The organism is Nocardia sp. NPDC051570, assembly GCF_044454005.1.
Taxonomy (GTDB): Bacteria; Actinomycetota; Actinomycetes; order Mycobacteriales; family Mycobacteriaceae; genus Nocardia.
In genome coordinates this window covers 552,615-569,315 of sequence record NZ_JBITDI010000003.1, presented here as the reverse complement: position 1 = coordinate 569,315, position 16,701 = coordinate 552,615, and the positions used below count along the sequence as shown (strand labels likewise).

Below are 16,701 nucleotides of genomic sequence, written 5' to 3'. Positions count from 1 at the left end.
CGCGCGGGGGTGCGGGGGCGCCGCCCCCGGTTCTGGACGGTGGGGGGGGGGCGGGCCCCCCCCCCCCCCCCCCCCCCCCCCGCGCCGCAAACCTTTCAGGTTGGCGAATTCATACCGTTCCCGCAATCGCCGCGCCGGAGTGGCCCACCCAATCGCCCCGCCCGACTGTCCCATCCAAGCGCCCGCTCTACTGCCCCGCCCCCAGTGCCCCGACCGTTTTTGTCGGGGCCCCCGGGCAGACTGTTCGCATGGACCGGTTCTCTCGCCCGACACAGGAGTGGTTCGACGGTGCCTTTCCCGCGCCGACGGCCGCTCAATTGGGTGCGTGGCAGGCCATATCCGCCGGTGACCACACGCTGGTTGTCGCGCCGACGGGATCGGGTAAGACGCTGTCGGCGTTTCTGTGGGCCATTGATCGGCTGGCCACCCGGGAACCGGTCGACGGGCCGCGGCGCACCTCGGTGCTCTACATCTCCCCGCTCAAGGCGCTGGCCGTGGACGTGGAGCGCAATCTGCGAGCCCCGCTGGTCGGAGTCACCCAGACGGCCAAGCGGCTGGGCCTCGCCGCGCCCGAGATCACCGTCGGGGTGCGCTCCGGCGATACCAGCGCGGCCGCGCGGCGATCCATGCAACGCACCCCGCCCGACATCCTCATCACCACGCCCGAATCGCTGTTCCTCATGCTGACCTCCGCGGCGCGCGAGACGCTGAGCGAGGTGCGGACGGTGATCGTCGACGAGGTGCATGCCATCGCGGGCTCCAAACGCGGCGCCCACCTGGCTCTTTCGCTGGCCCGTCTGGATCTGCTGACCGAGCGCCCGGCCCAGCGGATCGGGCTGTCGGCGACGGTGCGGCCGCCCGAGGAGGTGGGTCGATTCCTCGTAGGCCCGGCCCCGATCACCATCGTCGCCCCGCCCGCACCCAAGACCTTCGACCTGTCGGTGCGGGTTCCGGTCGCCGATATGACCGAACCCGGCGACTCCGACGATCAACCCGGCTCGATCTGGCCGCATGTGGACGCCGCGATCATCGATCTGGTGCTGGCACATCGCTCCTCGATCGTCTTCGCGAATTCGCGCCGCCTGGCCGAGCGGCTGACGGCACGGCTGAACGAGGCCTACGCCGCCCGCCTGGGCGAGCCGATCGAGACCGAGCACCGCCCGCCCGCCCTGCTCGGCCCGTCCACCGACGTGACCCACGGCGCCGAACAGTTGCTCGCCCGCGCCCATCACGGCTCGGTGAGCAAGGAGCAGCGCGCGCTGATCGAGGACGATCTCAAGAGTGGGCGACTGCGCTGTGTGGTCGCGACCAGCAGCCTGGAACTCGGAATCGATATGGGCGCTGTCGATCTGGTGGTCCAGGTGGAGGCGCCGCCATCGGTGGCCAGCGGCCTGCAGCGGGTCGGGCGGGCCGGACATCAGGTGGGCGAGATCTCGCGCGGGGTGATCTTCCCCAAACATCGCACCGATGTCATCCACTGCGCGGTGGCGTCGATGCGGATGACGGCCGGGCAGATCGAGCGGCTGAGCATCCCGGCGCATCCACTGGATATCCTCGCCCAGCAGACCGTCGCGGCCTGCGCGCTCGAACCCGTCGACGTGGACGCCTGGTTCGATACCGTGCGCGGCACCGGAAGCTATGCCACGCTGCCGCGTTCGGCCTACGAGTCGGTACTGGATCTGCTCGCGGGCCGCTATCCGTCCGACGAATTCGCCGAACTGCGCCCGCGAGTGGTCTGGGATCGCGACGCGGGCACCCTGACCGGCCGCCCGGGCGCGCAACGGCTGGCCGTCACCTCCGGCGGCGCGATACCCGATCGCGGTCTGTTCCCGGTGTTCATGGTCGGCGAAAAGGCCTCGCGCGTCGGCGAACTCGACGAGGAGATGGTCTACGAGTCCCGGGTCGGCGACGTCTTCGCCCTCGGTGCCACCAGCTGGCGCATCGAGGAGATCACTCACGATCGGGTGCTCGTCTCCCCCGCCTTCGGCCTCCCCGGCCGGCTGCCGTTCTGGCACGGCGATTCCCTGGGCCGTCCGGCCGAATTGGGCGCGGCCCTGGGCGAATTCGTCCGCACGGCGGGCCACGCGGTGGAGGGCTCGGCGACCGCTCGGCTCGGCGAGCTCGAACGGCTCGTCCACGCGGCCGGGCTGGACGATTTCGCGACGGCGAATCTGGTCGCGCTGCTGCGGGATCAACAGCAGGCCACCGGCCAGCTGCCGACCGATCGGACGCTGCTGGTGGAGCGGTTCCGCGATGAGCTCGGCGACTGGCGGCTGGTGCTGCATTCGCCGTACGGGCTGCCCGTGCACGCGCCGTGGGCGCTCGCGGTCGGGGCACGGCTGCGCGAACGGTTCGGGGTGGACGCCGCCCCAACCGCCGCGGACGACGGCATCGTGGTCCGGCTGCCCGATACCACCGACGATCCGCCGGGAGCCGAGCTTTTCGTCTTCGACGCCGAGGAGATCGACGACGTCGTGACCGAACAGGTCGGCGCCTCGGCACTGTTCGCCTCGCGGTTCCGCGAATGTGCGGCCCGGGCCCTGCTGCTGCCGCGACGCGATCCGGGCCGGCGGGCGCCGCTGTGGCAGCAGCGGCAGCGGGCGGCCCAATTGCTCGATGTCGCACGGAAGTTCCCCGACTTTCCGATCCTGCTCGAGACCGTGCGGGAATGTCTGCAGGATGTCTACGATCTGCCCGCGTTGCGGGGGCTGCTGGGCGATGTCGCGCGGCGCAGGCTGCGGCTGGTGGCCGTCGAGACGGCCACGCCCTCCCCGTTCGCGAACGCGCTGCTGTTCGACTACATCGGGCAGTTCATGTACGAGGGCGACAGCCCGCTGGCCGAGCGCCGCGCGGCCGCGCTATCGCTGGATTCCGGCCTGCTGGCCGAATTGCTCGGCCGGGTGGAGCTGCGGGAACTGCTCGATGCGGCAGTCCTCGAGCAGACCGAGCGCGAAGTGCAGCGGCTCACCCCAGAACGGCTGGCCCGCGATCTGGAAGGGCTGGCCGATCTGCTGCGGCTGCTCGGTCCGCTCACCCCGGCCGAGGCCGCGCTGCGTTGCACCGGCGATCCGGGGCCCTGGTTCGAGGAACTGTCGAAATCCCGTCGCGCCCTGGATGTTTCGTTCGCCGGTGCGCGCTGGTGGGTGGCCGTGGAGGATGCCGCGCGGCTGCGCGACGCGCTCGGGGTGCCACTGCCGATCGGCACGCCGGCGGCATTCATCGAACCCGTGGCCGATCCGCTGGGCGATCTGGTCGGCCGTTACGCCCGCACCCACGGCCCGTTCACCCTCGACGCGGTGGCCCGGCGGTTCGGGATCGGCACGGCCGTGGCCGCCACCGCACTACACCGCCTGGCCGCCGAAAAGCGCGTCGTAGAGGGCGAATTCACGCCTGGCGCGGCGGGCGCCGAATGGTGCGACAGCGAGATCCTGCGCCGCCTGCGCCGCCGTTCGCTGGCCGCGGCGCGCAAGGAGGTCGAGCCCGTCCCCACCGCGGCCCTGGCCCGTTTCCTGCCCGCCTGGCAGCATGTCGACACCGGCGAGCTGCGCGGCGTGGACGGGGTGGCCGCGGTCGTGGAACAGCTTGCGGGCGTACCGATCCCAGCCTCGGCCTGGGAATCGCTGGTACTCCCCGCCCGCGTCCGCGACTACTCCCCCGCCATGCTCGACGAACTCATGGCCACCGGCGAGGTCGTCTGGTCCGGCCACGGCTCGATCACCGCCAAGGACGGCTGGATAGCCCTGCACCCCGCCGATCAGATCGGCCTCACTCTGCCGCCGCCGGACGATATCGACCTCACCGAAATCCAGACCCGACTGCTGCTCGCCCTCGGCGCAACGCTGATCCCGCAGGATTCGCGGTCTACCCCCGAATTGCCCGGGGCGACAAGGCAAACCAGTGTGCAAGCGAAAACGTCCGGGCCACAGGATGATTCGCGACAAGGAGCGGCGAACACCACTGTCACCGACCGCGGTCGAGTGCACGTGGTGCCGACCATGGGTGGGGCCTACTTCTTCCGGCAACTGTCGGATGCCACGGGGTTGCTCGATGATGCGGCGGTGGCGGGTGCGCTGTGGGAGTTGGTGTGGGCGGGTCATGTCTCCGGGGACACCTTCGCTCCCGTGCGGGCGCTGCTGTCGGGGGCCGCTCGGAGCACTCCCGCACATCGCACGCCACGGCGGACGCCGCGCGGGCGGGTCTATCTGCCGCGGGCGACCATGCCGACGCGGGGTGGGCCGCCGACGGTGGCGGGGCGCTGGTCACTGCTGCCGGAACGGGTGGCGGACAATACGATTCGGGCGCATGCCACGGCCGATGTGCTGCTGGACCGGTATGGGGTGCTCACCCGCGGGGCGGTCCAGAGCGAGGGCGTGCCGGGCGGATTCGCGCTGATGTACCGGGTGCTCACCGAGTTCGAGGATCGCGGGCGCTGTCGGCGCGGGTACTTCGTGGATTCGCTGGGCGGCGCGCAGTTCTCCACCACCGATGTGGTGGACCGGCTGCGCTCCTACGACACCGAACGCCCCGAAAAGACACCGCCGCACGCGCTCGCGCTCGCGGCCTGCGATCCGGCCAACCCATACGGCGCGGCCCTGCCCTGGCCCAAGGCCGCCGCCGAGGGGCACCGGCCGGGCCGCAAGGCGGGCGCCCTGGCGGTCCTCGTCGACGGGGAGCTCACCCTGTATCTGGAACGCGGCGGCAAAACCCTGCTCACCTTCACCGAGGACGCCGAGGCCCGCACCCGGGCCGCGGCCGCCCTGGCCGCCCTGGTCCACACCCGCCGCGTCGACTCCCTGGTCATCGACCGCGTCGACGGAGAATCCGTCCACGGCAACACCTTCGCCACCTTCCTCGCCGAGGCCGGTTTCGCCCCGACCCCGCGCGGGTTCCGCCTGCGGAGCAAGCCGTGACACCGGCAGGCCGTCGTGCCCGAGGGTGACACCGTCTTCCTCGCGGCGGCCCGCCTGCGTGGCGCACTCGACGGAAAGGCCCTGACCCGCAGCGACTTTCGCGTGCCCCGCTATGCCACGCTGGATCTGCGCGGGCAGGTGGTGGAGAGCGTGGGCAGCTATGGGAAACATCTGTTCGTACGCACCGCGGCCGTGAGCATTCACACGCATCTGAAGATGGAAGGTGTGTGGCGGGTCTATCGACCCGGCCAGAAATGGACCAAACCCGCCTTCACCGCGCGGCTCGTCCTGGCCACCGAAGAGGCCGAGGCCGTGGGGTTTTCCCTGGGCCTGGTGGAGGTCCTGCGCCGCGACGACGAGCACACCGCGATCGAACACCTCGGACCCGATCTGCTCGGACCGAACTGGGATCCGGACGAGGCCGTGCGGCGGCTGCGCGAGCGACCCGATCGTCCGATCGGGCTGGCGCTGCTCGATCAGCGGAATCTGGCCGGTATCGGCAATATCTACCGCAGCGAGATCTGCTTTCTGCGGCGCGTGCATCCGGCGACTCCGGTCGGGCGCGTCGCCGATCTCGCGGGTCTCGTCGATGAGGCCCACGCGGTCCTCACCAAGGCCGCGCGGCATCCGCCGTGGCGCGCCCTGGCCTACGGCCGTCAGCGTCAGCCCTGCCGCCGCTGCGGCCACGGCATGGTCGTCCATCTGCTCGCCGACGACGAGGTCGAGCGCGCCGAGCGCGGGATCTACTTCTGCCCTCGTTGCCAACCCGTGCCCGACTGAATCCGGCGCGTCATCGCGGTCGACGAGTTCTGCCGGTGTAATTTGCCGCTCAATTGCTAACGCTCGGTAGTCCTATCGCGACACATCCGTCGACGACCCCGGTGAACGACCTAGGAGCAGGCAGATGACGACGGTGATGACGGCTCGGCGCCGCACCTTCGACATTGCCGTTCAGGTGTTCATCGCGGTCGCCTCGATCGCGGCCACCCTGGTCTTCGCGTATCTGCTGCTGCATCAGAATCCGGCCGGGCCGTCCCCGCAGAGCGTGCAACCCACCGCGGTCGTCGCTCCGCGCTGACACCGACCGCGGCGCTCAGCGTTCGATCGGCACCGGTTCGAGGATCTCCGGGCGCGGCTCCGGGGCGGCCGCGCGCAGGGCGTCGGCCGAGATATCGTCCGGCTGGGTCTGCGAGCGAATCTCGGCGTCGACGCGGGCGTTGTAGGTGTCCACCTCACGCTTGATCTCCGCCTCCTTCCAGCCGAGCACCGGCGCCACCAGGCGCGCGACCTCCTCGGCGCAGGCGACCCCGCGATGGGAGTACTCGATGGAGATGCGGGTGCGCCGGGCCAGGATGTCGTCGAGATGCAGCGCGCCCTCGGCCACCGCGGCGTAGACCGCCTCCGCCTTCAGATAGCTCGGCGCATCCGTAATCGGTTCCAGCAGATCGGGTTTGCCCGCGGCCAGATCGAGCACGTCGGTCACCATCGAACCGTAGCGATTGAGCAGATGCTCGATCCGGTACGGGTGCACGCCGTAGGTCTGCGCCAGATGTTGGGTCTGGTTGAGCAGCGCGAAGTAGCCGTCGGCGCCCAGCAGCGGCACCTTCTCGGTGATCGACGGCGATACCCGCTGCGGAATATCGGGCGCGGCGGCATCGACCGCGTCATAGGCCATCACCCGATAGGTGGTGTACTTACCGCCCGCGATGGCCACCAGGCCCGGTGCGATCCGCGCGACGGCATGTTCGCGCGACAGCTTCGACGTCTCGTCGCTCTCCCCCGCCAGCAGCGGCCGCAGGCCCGCGTACACACCCTGGATATCGTCGTGGGTGAGCGGGGTGACCAGCACCCGGTTCACCTGGTCGAGCAGATAGTCGATATCGGCCTTGGTCGCCGCGGGATGGGCGAGATCGAGATTCCAGTCGGTGTCGGTGGTGCCGATCAGCCAGTGGTTGTTGCTCTTCCACGGGATGACGAACAGCACCGAGGTCGCCGTGCGCAGGATCAGACCGGTATCGCTGGCGATGCGGTCGCGCGGCACCACGATATGCACGCCCTTGGAGGCCCGCACGTGGAAGCGGCCGCGCAGCTGCGACAGCGCCTGGATCTCGTCGGTCCACACGCCGGTCGCATTGATCACCGCATGACCACGCACCTCGGTGGTGCGGCCGTCCTCGCTGTCGCGCACCTTCACCCCGACCACCCGGTCGGCCTCGCGCAGGAATCCGACGACCTGGGTCGAGGTGCGCACCACCGCACCATAGTGAGCCGCGGTGCGCGCCAGGGTCATGGTGTGCCGAGCATCGTCGACGACGGTGTCGTAGTAGGTGAGTCCGCCGATCAGGGCGTCGCGGCGCAGCCCCGGAAACAGCCGCAGCGCTCCCGAGCGCGTCAGATGATGCTGTCCCGGAACGGATTTCTTACCGCCCATGGTGTCGTAGAGGAACAAACCCGCTGCGACATAAGGCCTTTCCCACGCCCGATGAGTCAGCGGGTACAGAAAACGCAACGGCTGCACCAGATGCGGCGCCAGCGAGGTCAGGCTCAGCTCGCGCTCGCGCAGCGCCTCCTGCACCAGCCCGAACTCCAGCTGCTCGAGGTAACGCAGGCCGCCGTGGAACATCTTCGACGATCGGCTCGATGTGCCCGAGGCGAGGTCGCGCGCCTCCACCAGGGCTACCTCCAGCCCGCGGGTGGCCGCGTCCAGCGCGATCCCGGCCCCGACCACGCCGCCGCCGATCACCACCACGTCGAAGTGGTCCTTACCCAGCCGTTCCCACGCCGCCGCACGCTGCTCGGGGCCCAGGTCGCCGGAGGACTGCGCTCGCGGTTCCGATGTCTTCGTCATCGCCTCACTCCTCCGCGGCGCCCGCTACCTGCGGCGCGAACCCCGCCTCGTCGGTGAAAGCTCCCGTCCTGACTGCTCGGGTACGGGCCGGGCGATACCGTCGCCACCGCCCGTTACCCGAGAGTAATCGAGACCGACACTAGTCCACGCGAATCTGGGCGGCGATGTCGTGCGCCGCACCGGTGCCGTTTAGTAACCTGCACGAATGCGACGCTATGTGGCCGCCATCGATCAGGGCACGACCTCGAGCCGGTGCATCGTCTTCGACCATTCCGGCCGCGTCGTCGGCGTCGCCCAGCGCGAGCACGAGCAGCTGTTCCCGCGCCGCGGCTGGGTCGAGCACGATCCCGAAACCATTTGGCGCAATACCGAATCGGTGATCGAGGAGGTCCTCGAGCAGAACGGGCTGACCACCGAGGATATCGCCGCGGTCGGGGTCACCAATCAGCGCGAGACGACGGTGGTGTGGGATCGCGCGACCGGCACACCGGTGTACAACGCCATCGTCTGGCAGGACACCCGGACCGCCGAGCTGTGCCGGAAGCTGGCCGGGTCGGAGGGTCCCAACCGCTACGCCGAACGCACCGGACTGCCCCTGAGCACTTACTTCGCCGGACCCAAGCTGCGCTGGATCCTGGACAACGTCGACGGTGCGCGCGAGCGCGCCGAGGCGGGTGAGCTGTGCTTCGGGACCATCGACAGCTGGATCCTGTGGAATCTGACCGGCGAGCACATCACCGACGTCACCAACGCCTCGCGCACGATGCTGATGGATCTGCGTACGCTGCAGTGGGATTCGCGGATCTGCGACGAATTCGGCATTCCCGCATCGGTATTGCCGCAGATCCGCAGCTCCTCGGAGGTGTACGCGGAGGTCTCGTCGGGACCGCTGGCCGGGGTGCCGGTCGCGGGCATCCTCGGCGATCAGCAGGCCGCCACCTTCGGCCAGGCCTGCCTGAAGCCCGGCGAGGCCAAGAACACCTACGGCACAGGCAACTTCATGTTGCTCAACACCGGCACCACACCGGTGCTGAGCAAGCACGGCCTGCTCACCACCGTCTGCTACCGCATCGGCGATCAGGACGCGGTGTACGCCCTGGAGGGCTCGATCGCGGTGACCGGCTCGCTGGTGCAATGGCTGCGCGACAACCTCGGGATCATCTCCTCCGCCGACGAGATCGAGGAGCTGGCCCGCTCGGTCGAGGACAACGGCGGCGCCTACGTCGTCCCGGCGTTCTCGGGTCTGTTCGCACCGCGCTGGCGGCCCGATGCGCGCGGCGTGATCGCCGGGCTCACCCGCTTCGTCAACAAGGGCCATATCGCGCGAGCGGTGTTGGAGGCCACCGCATTTCAGACCCGCGAGGTCGCCGATGCGATGCGCGCGGATGCCGAATCGGAGAAGCTGGATCTCGAGCTGACCACTCTCAAGGTGGACGGCGGCATGGTCAGCAACGAGCTGCTCATGCAGTTCCAGTCCGATATCCTCGACGTCCCCGTGGTCCGGCCGATCGTCACCGAGACCACCGCGCTCGGCGCGGCCTATGCCGCGGGCCTGGCCGTCGGCTTCTGGTCGGGCACCGACGAGATCCGCGCCAACTGGGCCGAGGACAAGACCTGGCAGCCGACGATGTCGGAGCCGGAGCGCGAACAGCTCTACACCGAGTGGAACAAGGCCGTCGAGCGCACCTACGACTGGGTGGACCAGTAGGCACACGCCAGACGTTCGACCGCCTCGTGCAGCGTCGCGGCCTCGGACGTGGTGAAGCACAGGCGCATCGAATCGGTGTACGCACCGGACACCGCGAAGGCGGAGCCCGGGACGTAGGCCACGCCGTGGTCGATGGCCCGAGGCAACAGGTCCGCGGTATCGGTGCCGTCGAGGAAGTCGACCCAGACGAACATCCCGCCGGCGGCCTCGGTGCTCACGATCCGATCACCGAGGCGATCGCGCAGCGCACCGACCAGGGCCTGCGCCCGCTCACCGTAGGCGCGGCGAACCTTGTCCACATGTGCCGCAAGCCATTCCGTATCGGCGAGGAGTTCGGCGGTGATCTGCTGGGTCAGCGCCGAACCGCACAGATCGGCGCCCTGCTTCAGCAGTTCGACGGCCCGGCACACGTCCTCCGGCGCGATCATCCAGCCCGCACGCAGGCTCGGCGCCAGGATCTTCGAGGCACTGGAGAGCCGAATCACGGTGGCGGAGTAGGTCGCGACGGGTTCCGGCGAAGGCCGGTCGAACCACAGCTCACCGTAGGGATCGTCCTCGATCACCCAGAAGCCGTGCCGCTCGGCCAGATTCGCGAGCTCGCGGCGGCGGGCCGGACTCAGGGTCACCCCGCGCGGATTGTGGAAGTTGCTGACGGTATGGACCACGGCGGGGCGTTCACCGCGCGCGAGCAGTTCGGTGAGCGCATCGATCCGCATGCCCTCGCCGTCCAGCGGAACCGCCACGATGCGCGCCTGCGCGGCCCGGAACACCTGCAGCGCACCGACATACGCCGGATCCTCGACCACCACCAGCGCGCCCGGATCCAGGAGCACCTCGGCCAGCAGCGACAGCGCCTGCTGTGAGCCGTGGGTGACGAAGACTTCCTCGAGCGGCACCGCGCGACCGAGCCGCGCCGATTCGCGCGCCGCCAGTACCTCGCGCAGCGGCCGCCAGCCCGCCGATTCGGTGTACTGCAGGCGGGCGCGATCGGCCAGCGCCGATTCGGCGGCCAGCGCGATCCGGTCGCGCGGCATGAGCTGTTCATCGGGCAGCCCGCCCGCCAGGCCGATGATGTCCGGTCGCGCGGTCAGCTTCAGCAGGTCGCGAATCGCCGAGCTGCGCAGGCCGTCCAGGCGACGGGACAGCGGTGGATGGATCGGCGACATGGGGCACCTCCGAAGGCCGGGTGATAAGCCCAATGTCGCATAGCCTCACCAGAATCTGAAATCAATATCCCAGAATCTGAGACAGATCAAATGCTGACGATGCCCCAGACCAGGTTCTTCCCGCCCTGATTCACCGTGGTCACCAGCTGCCGGTACAGCGTCTTGCCGCCGTCGGGGCGGAACTCGGTCAGCTCGGTGGTGTACCGATCCGATGCCAGCTGTTCGATGCGCAGGCAGAAGCGGGTGCCCTGCGGGATGTTCGCATCGATCGCGTGCTGGATGTCGTCGGCCGCCGGGACGCGATCGGTATCCGGTGCGACGAAGGTCCGCACCTTCGCACCGTTGCGATCGACGTAGAAGGCGTGTTGGAAGCCGAGAATCGCCCCGGCCCCGCTGTCGGTATCGCCCACACCATTACCGGTGGTGACGTTCCCCGTACTGCCGGCCGGGCAGTTCATCGCCGAGGTCGCGGTGTTGGATGCGGGCGGGCCCTGTACGACGGTCTCGTCCTTACCGTGCCCCCGGCTGACGAAGACGATCACCAGCACCACCGCGACGATCACCGCGAGCGCGGCGACCGCGCCGATGATGATCGGCCCGCGGCCGCGCTCGGCCCGTTCCGGGGCCTCCGGCTCGGCCGGAGTGGGACGGGAGGCGACCAGCTTCCGCGCCAATTCGTCGTCGTCCCACAGGGATCCGGTCGATCCCGAGCCGGTCGACGGTCGCGCCGCGGCCTGGCTCTGCTTGGGCGGGGTGGGTGGATAGCCCGACTGCGTGGACTGCCACCAGGCCTCCGACTCCGGGATGCGATCCTCGGCCGCGGTATCGGACGGGCGGCCGGGGGGACGTCGCTGCTCGGGAGCGGGCGACGGCGGCAGGGGCGTGCTCGAATCCGGCGCCCGATACTGCGGCGGCTGCGGCGCCGGCGGCTGCGGCGCGGGCGGCGCATCGGCGGGTTGCCAGCCGAGAGTCGGACGCTCCGGGGCGTCCGCCGGCGTCCATCCGACCGGACCCGCGCTCGTCGGCGGGCCGAAATCGTTCAGCGGCGGCCCGAAACCCGTTACCGGCGGGCCGAATTCGGACACGGGCGGCCCGAATGCCGACCCGGCCTGATCCTGTACCTCCGGATCCGGCCGCTCGGATTCGTCACGCTTCGCCTCGTCCGCGGAGCCCATCACCCGTCCTTCCCCATGACACACGCGTGGGGCGGTCAGCGACCGCCCCACGCGTTACTGCTCAGCCTGTGTCAGTACTGAACGTCTCCACCCCACTGAGTGTTGACGCCAGCGACATTCACCGTCGCCGGTGCGATCTCGCCCTCCGGAAGCCTACCAATTCGGGCGGCCGCATCCAGCGCCGCGGCCCCACCGGGCTGCTGCCGGATCCAGCCCTCGACGGCCGCCTTGGCCGCATTGGCCTGGGTGGTGTCGATATAGGCCTCCGACTTCGAATCCTCGCGGTCGGTGGCGTGCGTGTAGTAGGTGAGCTTGATCTTGTTGGGCTCCACGAACTCCAGCGCCGCACCGGCGTCACCCGAACCGGTCGGCGTGTTGTAGCCGATGGTGCCGACGTAGCCGTCGAGGTTGCTGAAGTGGTGGGTGTTGGCCACGAAGCCCGGCAGCACCGCACCGCCGTCGAGGTTGGCGCCGACCTCGGTATGCGGACCGGTCATCGCGACGACCGGCGCGGCGGGGGCCTGCTGCAGGCTCGGCGAGTTCCACCGCTGCTGCTGTTGCTGAGTGCCCTGGTTGCCGGTCAGGTTGTCGCTGTTGCCGCCGCCCTGTTGCTGCGGCTGCTGCGGCCGGGTGGGCGTCACCATGCTCTGGTCCTGCGGCTGCTGACCCGGCTTCAGATCCTGCTGCGCACCCGGATTATTCTGATCCGGCATCGCCTGCGGCGCGGTGCCCGGATTGGGTTGACCCGGCACCGGCAGCGGCGCGACACGCGGGTTGGTGACACCCGGCTGCTGCGGACCGGCCATCTGCGGGCCGTTCGGGTTGGTGGTACCCGGCTGCTGCGGCGTGGTCACGCCCGGCTGCTGCGGGGTCGTGACACCCGGCTGCTGCGGGGTCGTCACGCCCGGCTGCTGCGGGGCGGTCTGCTGTCCCGGCGCCGGTGGCGTGCACGGAGCACTCGGAGTGGGCGTGCAATTGCCGCCCTGCTGCGGGTTGCTCTGCGGGGCATTGCCCTGCTGAGAGTTGCCCTGCTGCTGCGGATTACCCGGCTGAGTGTTCTGCGGCGGATTGCCCGGCTGGTTGTTCTGCTGCGGGCTGTTCTGCTGCGGGGCGTTCTGATCCTGCGGGGCCGCGTTGTCCTGAGGCGATGCCGGAGTGGTGGGAACCGGTGCCTGATCTCCGGGAGCCGCGTTGGCCGGTCCGGACAGAATGGTCGCGAAGGCGGCTGCTGTGGCCAGAGGCAACGATGTCGTGGCCATCGCTCGCTGCACCCGATTAGGCTTACGATGTTTCACTTTTCGTCAATCCCTTTCCCGAGTGCGGCCGTCATCTCGGAAACCGAGATCGGTCGCTCTCCCTGTTGTCCTCATCGGATGCCGGTCGCCACCCTGCTCGCGGCCCTGAAGGCCGTTCGCGGATTTCCGGCAAGGGAATGACGCAGCCCCCGCACACGTGAAATCTACAACCCGACCATCACACGCATCTCTGCGGGAAGTGAACCATACGAACAACATTCAGGCAACACGGACGTAAATAGCAACTGTCACAGAGGTACTCGTACGGTCAAGCCCCCAATACCCTGGGCGGCATCAGCCCAGGTCGTCGTGGCGCATCAGCTGCCGGGCCGCCTCGGTGATCGAACCGGACAGCGACGGGTACACCGAAAACGTCTGTGCGAGATCGTTGACCGTCAGATTGTTCTGCACCGCCATCGCGATCGGCAGGATCAACTCCGACGCGATGGGCGCGACCACGACGCCGCCGATCACCACACCGGTGGCGGGGCGGCAGAAGATCTTCACGAAGCCGCGGCGCAGGCCAGACATCTTGGCCCGCGGATTGGTGTTCAGCGGCAGCATGACCGTGCGCGCGGGCACCTCGCCGTTATCGATGGAGGTCTGACTCACACCGACGGTCGCGATCTCGGGCCGGGTGAACACCGCCGACGCGACGGTCTTGAGACGAATCGGCACCACGCCCTCACCCAGCGCGTGATACATCGCGATGCGGCCCTGCATGGCGGCCACCGAGGCCAGCGGCAGCACGCCGGTACAGTCACCGGCCGCGTAGATGCCCGGCACGGGGGTCCGCGATACGCGGTCGACGCGCAGATAACCGCTCTTGTCGAGCTGGATCCCGATGCGCTCCAGGCCGAGATCCTGGGTGTTGGGCGTCGAGCCGACCGTCATCAGCACATGTGAGCCGGTCACCTCGCGGCCGTCGGACAGCCGCACCACGATGCCGCCATCGGCCGTGCGCTCGACCGCATCGGCGCGGGCCTGCTTGACCAGTTCCACACCGCGCTCGGTCAGGGCGTCCTCGAGCACCAGGGCGGCGTCGGCGTCCTCGCCGGGCATGATGCGGTCGCGGCTGGACACCACCTTCACCTTGACGCCCATCTCGGTATAGGCCGAGACGAATTCGGCGCCCGTGACACCGGATCCGACCACCACCAGGGTCTCCGGCAGCTCCTTGAGGTCATAGAGCTGGCGCCAGTTCAGGATTCGCTCACCATCGGGCTCGGCGCCGGGCAGCACACGCGGATTGGCGCCGGTGGCGATCAGCACCACATCGGCCTCGAGCACCCGCTCGCCGCCGTCGATCAGCGTCGCCCGCACCAGATGTGTGGCCAGGCCCGGAATCTGGTCGATCAGCTTGCCGTGGCCGTTGAGGATGGTGACCCCGGCGGCCTGCAGCTTGGAACGGATATCGGAGGATTGCGCCTGCGCCAGCATCTTCACCCGGGAATTGACCTCGGACAGGCGCACCTTCGCCTGCGCGGGATGCAGCGTGACGCCGAGGTCGCGCGCGCGGCGCAGATCGGTGCGCACGCCGGTGGAGGCGATGAAGGTCTTGGACGGCACACAGTCCCACAGCACGCACGCGCCACCGATGCCGTCGCGATCGATCACCGTGACCGTCGCTCCGTGCTGGGACGCCACCAACGCCGCTTCGTAGCCGGCGGGGCCGCCCCCGATGATCGCAATGCGGGTCATATGTTCCTCCGCTGTAGAGCTGTGCAACCGGGATCTCCGGTACCCCTTTTACGTTATCGGTCCTGTTCCGGCGGCGAACGACCGCATCACCGACGAGTCCCGGCGCCCGCCGGGCAGCTCCCGGCAACACCGGGCCGCCCCGGTGACGAAGCCATCTCGGTGGGATGGGGATGTATGGCCCACCTATTCGATACCCTTGCTGAGTGCCGATATACGCCGCCTACGGGTCCAATATGGATCCCGAGCAGATGCTCAAGCGCTGTCCGCACTCGCCCGTGTACGGAACCGGCTGGCTGGAAGGTTGGCGCCTGACCTTTGCCGGCGACGACATCGGCTGGGAGGGCCCGTTGGCCACGGTGGTCGAGGAACCCGGTGAGCGCGTATTCGTCGTCCTGTACGACGTCTCGCCCGAGGACGAGATGAGCCTGGACCGGTGGGAGGGCTCGGACTTCGGCATCCACAAGAAGATCCGGCTCCGCGTCACCGTGACCCCGGGCACCGGCAGCGACCCGGTGCTGGCCTGGCTCTACGTCCTGGACGCCTACGAGGGCGGCCTACCCTCCGCGCGCTATCTCGGCGTGATCGCCGATGCGGCCGAGAAGGCCGGGGCCCCAGGCGAATACACCCATTCCCTGCGCACCCGCAACAGCCGCAACGTGGGGCCGGGGACCTTCGGTTCGATGTAGTTCCTTACCGTCGGCCTCGCGGCCGACGGTAAGGACCATGAGGTCAGCTGGGCTGCAGCACCAGATTCGTCATCACCCGCACGCCGACCCGCAGCGCCCGCTCGTCGATATCGAAGGTCGGCTGGTGCAGATCCAGTTGGGGCCCGGTGCCCGACCACACGCCGAGGCGCGCCATCGCGCCCGGCACCTCCTGCAGATACCAGGAGAAGTCCTCGCCGCCGCCGGACTGCGGGGTGTCGGTGAGCGCGTCGGGGCCCAGGGTGCGGATGGCGTTCTCGAACATCCGGGTGGCCTGGTCCTCGTTGACCACCGGCGGCACGCCGCGCTTGTAGTTCAGCTGGTAGCGCACGCCGGTCGGCGCGAGCAGCCCGTCGACGATCTCGCGGACCATCGGCTCGAGCAGCGACCAGGTGGCGTGATCGCCGGTGCGCACGGTGCCGGTCAGCATGCCGGTCTGCGGAATCGCGTTGGGCGCCTTACCCGCCGACACCGCACCCCAGACCATGACCGTGCTGGTCCGCGGGTCGATGCGCCGGCTCAGCATGCCGGGCAGCCCCGTGATGACCGTGCCGATCGCGTAGACCAGATCGCTGGTCAGATGCGGCCGCGAGGTGTGGCCGCCGGGCGAATCCAGCACCAGCTCGACGGTGTCGGCGGCCGAGGTGATGGCCCCGACACGCACCCCGACACGCCCGACCTCGAGACGAGGATCGCAGTGCAGCGCGAACATCCGCGACACGCCTTCCATCGCACCGGCCGCGACCATATCGATGGCGCCGCCGGGCATGACCTCCTCGGCGTGCTGGAACACCAGCCGCACCCCGACCGGCAGCTCGGGCACCTCGGCCAGCGCCAGGGCCGTGCCCAGCAGCACCGCGGTATGCGCATCGTGCCCGCAGGCGTGCGACACGCCCGGTGCGGCCGAGGCGAACGGCAGACCGGTGTACTCCTGCAGCGGCAGCGCGTCCATATCGGCGCGCAGGCCGATGCGCGGGCCATCGGGCCCGATATCACAGATGAGGCCGGCTCCGGTGGGCAACTTCTGCGGTTCGAGACCGGCCTTGACCAGCCAGCTCTCGAGGAATTCGGTCGTGGCGAATTCGGTGCGGGACAGCTCCGGATTGGCGTGGATATGCCGCCGCCACCCGATCAGATCCTCCGAATGCTCGTTCAACCACGCGTCGACGACCTGACGGCCGGTATCGACGATCG

Annotated in this window: 11 protein-coding genes; 5 read left to right on the top strand and 6 right to left on the bottom strand. The window is 69.3% G+C overall.

The features are described from left to right. The first annotated feature begins 248 nt into the window (after positions 1 to 248). The 3 genes from ACIA76_RS09550 to ACIA76_RS09540 all read left to right on the top strand — a co-directional run bounded on the left by ACIA76_RS09550 (position 249) and on the right by ACIA76_RS09540 (position 5,988). Entirely contained in the window at positions 249 to 4,910 is a 4,662-nt protein-coding gene (locus ACIA76_RS09550; RefSeq protein ID WP_397150414.1) for an ATP-dependent helicase, read from the top strand. 15 nt (positions 4,911 to 4,925) lie between these two features. After that, positions 4,926 to 5,690, top strand: a complete 765-nt coding sequence (locus ACIA76_RS09545) for a DNA-formamidopyrimidine glycosylase family protein (RefSeq protein ID WP_397150412.1) — start codon at positions 4,926 to 4,928, stop codon at positions 5,688 to 5,690. A gap of 124 nt (positions 5,691 to 5,814) precedes the next feature. Continuing rightward, positions 5,815 to 5,988 (top strand): hypothetical protein, encoded by a 174-nt coding sequence (locus ACIA76_RS09540; RefSeq protein ID WP_397150410.1) that lies wholly within the window; start codon positions 5,815 to 5,817, stop codon positions 5,986 to 5,988. A 15-nt stretch (positions 5,989 to 6,003) separates the two neighbouring features. Here ACIA76_RS09540 and glpD read toward each other — a convergent pair whose 3' ends face one another. Next, positions 6,004 to 7,758 (bottom strand): glycerol-3-phosphate dehydrogenase, encoded by a 1,755-nt coding sequence (gene glpD / locus ACIA76_RS09535; protein WP_397150408.1) that lies wholly within the window; start codon positions 7,756 to 7,758, stop codon positions 6,004 to 6,006. 205 nt (positions 7,759 to 7,963) lie between these two features. Here glpD and glpK point away from each other — a divergent pair, with 205 nt between their 5' ends. Further along, positions 7,964 to 9,466: a glycerol kinase GlpK gene (gene glpK, locus ACIA76_RS09530; protein WP_397150406.1), complete on the top strand. Its 1,503-nt coding sequence runs from the start codon at positions 7,964 to 7,966 to the stop codon at positions 9,464 to 9,466. Here glpK and ACIA76_RS09525 read toward each other — a convergent pair. The 4 genes from ACIA76_RS09525 to ACIA76_RS09510 form a co-directional block, all read right to left on the bottom strand. Further along, entirely contained in the window at positions 9,445 to 10,632 is a 1,188-nt protein-coding gene (locus ACIA76_RS09525) for a PLP-dependent aminotransferase family protein (RefSeq protein WP_397150404.1), read from the bottom strand. The two genes, glpK and ACIA76_RS09525, sit on opposite strands and share 22 nt — an antisense overlap. An 86-nt stretch (positions 10,633 to 10,718) precedes the next feature. Continuing rightward, complete coding sequence (locus ACIA76_RS09520; protein ID WP_397150402.1) at positions 10,719 to 11,807, bottom strand: hypothetical protein; 1,089 nt, start codon at positions 11,805 to 11,807, stop codon at positions 10,719 to 10,721. A gap of 71 nt (positions 11,808 to 11,878) precedes the next feature. Then, positions 11,879 to 13,066: a hypothetical protein gene (locus ACIA76_RS09515; protein ID WP_397150400.1), complete on the bottom strand. Its 1,188-nt coding sequence runs from the start codon at positions 13,064 to 13,066 to the stop codon at positions 11,879 to 11,881. Positions 13,067 to 13,396: 330 nt separating this feature from the next. Then, a complete protein-coding gene (locus tag ACIA76_RS09510; protein WP_397150398.1) occupies positions 13,397 to 14,803 on the bottom strand; it encodes an NAD(P)H-quinone dehydrogenase in 1,407 nt (468 codons plus the stop codon). 203 nt (positions 14,804 to 15,006) lie between these two features. Between ACIA76_RS09510 and ACIA76_RS09505 the strand changes: the two genes are divergently transcribed. Continuing rightward, a complete protein-coding gene (locus tag ACIA76_RS09505; RefSeq protein WP_397150396.1) occupies positions 15,007 to 15,489 on the top strand; it encodes a gamma-glutamylcyclotransferase in 483 nt (160 codons plus the stop codon). Between the two features lie 43 nt (positions 15,490 to 15,532). On the opposite strand, the gene ACIA76_RS09500 is transcribed toward ACIA76_RS09505, so the two are convergent. Then, the gene (locus tag ACIA76_RS09500) at positions 15,533 to 16,699 is read right to left on the bottom strand and encodes a M20 family metallopeptidase (protein ID WP_397150712.1); all 1,167 of its coding nucleotides are present in this window, start codon (positions 16,697 to 16,699) and stop codon (positions 15,533 to 15,535) included. Positions 16,700 to 16,701: the final 2 nt, after the last annotated feature.